A 5,473-nucleotide genomic window follows, 5' to 3' on the forward strand; every position below is an offset into this window, starting at 1 on the left:
CTCGATGCCGTCTTCGGATGGTGTTGGAACCATTTTTTTTGGAGAGTTTGATCCTGGCTCAGGACGAACGCTGGCGGCGTGCTTAACACATGCAAGTCGAACGATGAACCTGGAGCTTGCTCTGGGGGATTAGTGGCGAACGGGTGAGTAACACGTGAGTAACCTGCCCTGGACTCTGGGATAACCCCGAGAAATCGGAGCTAATACCGGATAGGACCTGGAACCGCATGGTTTTGGGTGGAAAGTTTTTTCGGTCTGGGATGGACTCGCGGCCTATCAGCTTGTTGGTGAGGTAATGGCTCACCAAGGCGTCGACGGGTAGCCGGCCTGAGAGGGTGACCGGCCACACTGGGACTGAGACACGGCCCAGACTCCTACGGGAGGCAGCAGTGGGGAATATTGCACAATGGGCGAAAGCCTGATGCAGCAACGCCGCGTGAGGGATGACGGCCTTCGGGTTGTAAACCTCTTTTAGTAGGGAAGAAGGGCTTCGGCTTGACGGTACCTGCAGAAAAAGCACCGGCTAACTACGTGCCAGCAGCCGCGGTAATACGTAGGGTGCGAGCGTTGTCCGGAATTATTGGGCGTAAAGAGCTCGTAGGCGGTTTGTCACGTCTGCTGTGAAATCCCGAGGCTCAACCTCGGGCCTGCAGTGGGTACGGGCAGACTGGAGTGCGGTAGGGGAGATTGGAATTCCTGGTGTAGCGGTGGAATGCGCAGATATCAGGAGGAACACCGATGGCGAAGGCAGATCTCTGGGCCGTAACTGACGCTGAGGAGCGAAAGCGTGGGGAGCGAACAGGATTAGATACCCTGGTAGTCCACGCCGTAAACGTTGGGCGCTAGATGTGGGGACCATTCCACGGTTTCCGTGTCGTAGCTAACGCATTAAGCGCCCCGCCTGGGGAGTACGGCCGCAAGGCTAAAACTCAAAGGAATTGACGGGGGCCCGCACAAGCGGCGGAGCATGCGGATTAATTCGATGCAACGCGAAGAACCTTACCAAGGCTTGACATATACGAGAACGCCGCAGAAATGTGGAACTCTTTGGACACTCGTATACAGGTGGTGCATGGTTGTCGTCAGCTCGTGTCGTGAGATGTTGGGTTAAGTCCCGCAACGAGCGCAACCCTCGTCGTATGTTGCCAGCACGTAATGGTGGGAACTCATATGAGACTGCCGGGGTCAACTCGGAGGAAGGTGGGGATGACGTCAAATCATCATGCCCCTTATGTCTTGGGCTTCACGCATGCTACAATGGCCGGTACAAAGGGCTGCGATGTCGTAAGGCGGAGCGAATCCCAAAAAGCCGGTCTCAGTTCGGATTGAGGTCTGCAACTCGACCTCATGAAGTCGGAGTCGCTAGTAATCGCAGATCAGCAACGCTGCGGTGAATACGTTCCCGGGCCTTGTACACACCGCCCGTCAAGTCATGAAAGTCGGTAACACCCGAAGCCGGTGGCCTAACCCTTGTGGAGGGAGCCGTCGAAGGTGGGATCGGTGATTAGGACTAAGTCGTAACAAGGTAGCCGTACCGGAAGGTGCGGCTGGATCACCTCCTTTCTAAGGAGCACTGGCCACCTTTGGTGGTCCAGGCATGCCAGATCAGACCGAACGTGTCTGCTGGCAGCTCATGGGTGGAACATTGACATAGGTGCTCGTCTGAATGGTTCAGACCTAGTACGCCTTCTCCTTCGGGGGGTGGTTGGAACGGTGGGGGCCGGCCGGTCGGGTGCATGCACGCTGTTGGGTCCTGAGGGACCGGACAACTTCCCGCGCTTTTGGCGTGGGGGTGATGGTTTCTTACAGGCCTTCACATTGCCGATGGTTTTGATTCGGTGGGTGTGGGGGTTCTGGCCGTCTGTTGAGAACTACATAGTGGACGCGAGCATCTTAGAAACGAGACTTCGGTCTTGTTTCACAATAGGTGAGTCGCCAAGGGGTTGCCTTCGGGTGGCCTTGTTGGCGTATTCACTGGTCAATTTCGCAGCATCGCCTTCGGGTGGTGCTGCACGATTCGATCTCATGTGATTTTCAAGTTTTTAAGAGCAAACGGTGGATGCCTTGGCATCTGGAGCCGAAGAAGGACGTCGTAATCTGCGATAAGCCTCGGGGAGCTGATAAACGAGCTGTGATCCGAGGATTTCCGAATGGGGAAACCCCGCCAGGCCCTTTGGGTGACCTGGTGACTCCCGCCTGAATATATAGGGCGGGTAGAGGGAACGTGGGGAAGTGAAACATCTCAGTACCCACAGGAAGAGAAAACAACCGTGATTCCGTTAGTAGTGGCGAGCGAACGCGGAAGAGGCTAAACCGAGCCATGTGTGATACCCGGCAGGGGTTGCATGGTCGGGGTTGTGGGACCTTTCGGACTGTACTGCCGTGCAGTCACGGTGACGCGTCAGGTATAGACGAACCGGATTGAAAGCCGGACCGGAGTGGGTGTGAGTCCCGTAGTCGAAATGCCTGGCGGCCCGGAGAGGTATCCCAAGTAGCGCGGGGCCCGAGAAATCCCGCGTGAATCTGTCAGGACCACCTGATAAGCCTAAATACTCCCAGATGACCGATAGCGGACAAGTACCGTGAGGGAAAGGTGAAAAGTACCCCGGGAGGGGAGTGAAATAGTACCTGAAACCGTTTGCTTACAAACCGTTGGAGCCTCCTTGTAGGGGTGACAGCGTGCCTTTTGAAGAATGAGCCTGCGAGTTAGTGATATGTGGCGAGGTTAACCCGTGAGGGGCAGCCGTAGCGAAAGCGAGTCTGAATAGGGCGATTCAGTCGCATGTCCTAGACCCGAAGCGAAGTGATCTATCCATGGCCAGGTTGAAGCGACGGTAAGACGTCGTGGAGGACCGAACCCACTTCAGTTGAAAATGGAGGGGATGAGCTGTGGATAGGGGTGAAAGGCCAATCAAACTTCGTGATAGCTGGTTCTCTCCGAAATGCATTTAGGTGCAGCGTTGCGTGTTTCTTGCCGGAGGTAGAGCTACTGGATGGCCGATGGGCCCCAAAAGGTTACTGACGTCAGCCAAACTCCGAATGCCGGTAAGTGAGAGCGCAGCAGTGAGACGGTGGGGGATAAGCTTCATCGTCGAGAGGGAAACAACCCAGACCACCAACTAAGGTCCCTAAGCGCGTGCTAAGTGGGAAAGGATGTGGAGTTGCACAGACAACCAGGAGGTTGGCTTAGAAGCAGCCACCCTTGAAAGAGTGCGTAATAGCTCACTGGTCAAGTGATTCCGCGCCGACAATGTAACGGGGCTCAAGCACGCCACCGAAGTTGTGGCATTGACATTACAGGTAGGCCTTCGTGGTCCAGCCGTGTTGATGGGTAGGAGAGCGTCGTGTGGGCAGTGAAGCGGCGGTGTGAACCAGCCGTGGAGGCCACACGAGTGAGAATGCAGGCATGAGTAGCGAAAGACGGGTGAGAAACCCGTCCTCCGGAAGACCAAGGGTTCCAGGGTCAAGCTAATCTGCCCTGGGTAAGTCGGGACCTAAGGCGAGGCCGACAGGCGTAGTCGATGGACAACGGGTTGATATTCCCGTACCGGCGAAGAACCGCCCACATGAAATCAGGAGTGCTAAGCATCCCAAGACGCGTGGATCCCTTCGGGGACGATCGTGAGGCGGCATGCGACCCCATCTGGTGGAGTGAGCGTATTAACAGGTGTGACGCAGGAAGGTAGCCCAACCCGGGCGATGGTTGACCCGGGGCAAGCGTGTAGGCCGAGCGATAGGCAAATCCGTCGCTCATGATGGCTGAGACGCGATGCGGATAAAAAGTGGGTGATCCTATGCTGCCAAGAAAAGCATCGACGCGAGGTTCCAGCCGCCCGTACCCCAAACCGACTCAGGTGGTCAGGTAGAGAATACTAAGGAGATCGAGAGAATCGTGGTTAAGGAACTCGGCAAAATGCCCCCGTAACTTCGGGAGAAGGGGGGCCTAAGGCGTGAACCAACTTGCTTGGGGAAGCGCTGCAGGGCCGCAGAGACCAGTGGGAAGCGACTGTTTACTAAAAACACAGGTCCGTGCTAAGTCGCAAGACGATGTATACGGACTGACGCCTGCCCGGTGCTGGAAGGTTAAGAGGACCGGTTAGCCGCAAGGCGAAGCTGAGAATTTAAGCCCCAGTAAACGGCGGTGGTAACTATAACCATCCTAAGGTAGCGAAATTCCTTGTCGGGTAAGTTCCGACCTGCACGAATGGCGTAACGACTTCCCAGCTGTCTCAACCGCGAACTCGGCGAAATTGCATTACGAGTAAAGATGCTCGTTACGCGCAGCAGGACGGAAAGACCCCGTGACCTTTACTACAGCTTGGTATTGGTGTTCGGTGTGGCTTGTGTAGGATAGGTGGGAGACTTTGAAGCTGGCACGCTAGTGTCGGTGGAGTCATTGTTGAAATACCACTCTGGTCACTCTGGATATCTAACTTCGAACCGTGATCCGGTTCAGGGACAGTGCCTGGTGGGTAGTTTAACTGGGGCGGTTGCCTCCCAAAAAGTAACGGAGGCGCCCAAAGGTTCCCTCAACCTGGTTGGCAATCAGGTGGCGAGTGTAAGTGCACAAGGGAGCTTGACTGTGAGACTGACAGGTCGAGCAGGGACGAAAGTCGGGACTAGTGATCCGGCAGTGGCTTGTGGAAGCGCTGTCGCTCAACGGATAAAAGGTACCTCGGGGATAACAGGCTGATCTTGCCCAAGAGTCCATATCGACGGCATGGTTTGGCACCTCGATGTCGGCTCGTCGCATCCTGGGGCTGGAGTAGGTCCCAAGGGTTGGGCTGTTCGCCCATTAAAGCGGTACGCGAGCTGGGTTTAGAACGTCGTGAGACAGTTCGGTCCCTATCCGCTGCGCGCGTAGGAAATTTGAGAGGATCTGACCCTAGTACGAGAGGACCGGGTTGGACGAACCTCTGGTGTGCCAGTTGTTCCGCCAGGAGCACCGCTGGTTAGCTACGTTCGGGATGGATAACCGCTGAAAGCATCTAAGCGGGAAGCCGGCCTCGAGATGAGATTTCCATACCCTTCGGGGTGAGAGGCTCCCAGCCAGACGACTGGGTTGATAGGCCGGATGTGGAAGACAGGACTAACGACTGTCGGAGCTGACCGGTACTAATAAGCCGATAACTTGATAATCACTACACTCACACACGTTTGAACATGTTCATGAAAAGGCCGTGTGAGTGGCCAAAGATACGCTCGCGTCCACTCTGTGGTTCCCTTCAGACGGAAACCCAAAACTCAACACTGAGACAACACCCGCACCACCACACCCCCTGGGGTCTGGTTGGTGCGGTCACCGAGACCACACACCCACCCCACGAATCGTGGCGGGCGAGGTGTGGCAAGAGTTTCGGCGGCCATAGCGCGAGGGAAACGCCCGGACACATTCCGAACCCGGAAGCTAAGACTCGCAGCGCCGATGGTACTGCAGGGGGGACCCTGTGGGAGAGTAGGACACCGCCGGACA

At 56.1% G+C, this 5,473-nt stretch carries 3 rRNA genes; all 3 read left to right on the forward strand.

Going from position 1 to position 5,473, the window contains the following annotated elements:
• The first annotated feature begins 35 nt into the window (after positions 1–35).
• A 16S ribosomal RNA gene (locus tag ACFTQE_RS19795) occupies positions 36–1,563 on the forward strand.
• Between the two features lie 469 nt (positions 1,564–2,032).
• Positions 2,033–5,139 (forward strand): 23S ribosomal RNA (locus tag ACFTQE_RS19800).
• A 216-nt stretch (positions 5,140–5,355) separates the two neighbouring features.
• A 5S ribosomal RNA gene (gene rrf / locus ACFTQE_RS19805) occupies positions 5,356–5,472 on the forward strand.
• The 16S, 23S and 5S rRNA genes sit together here, the layout of an rRNA operon.
• Position 5,473 lies beyond the last annotated feature (1 nt).

This window comes from Agromyces sp. NPDC056965 (assembly GCF_042673425.1).
GTDB lineage: Bacteria > Actinomycetota > Actinomycetes > Actinomycetales > Microbacteriaceae > Agromyces.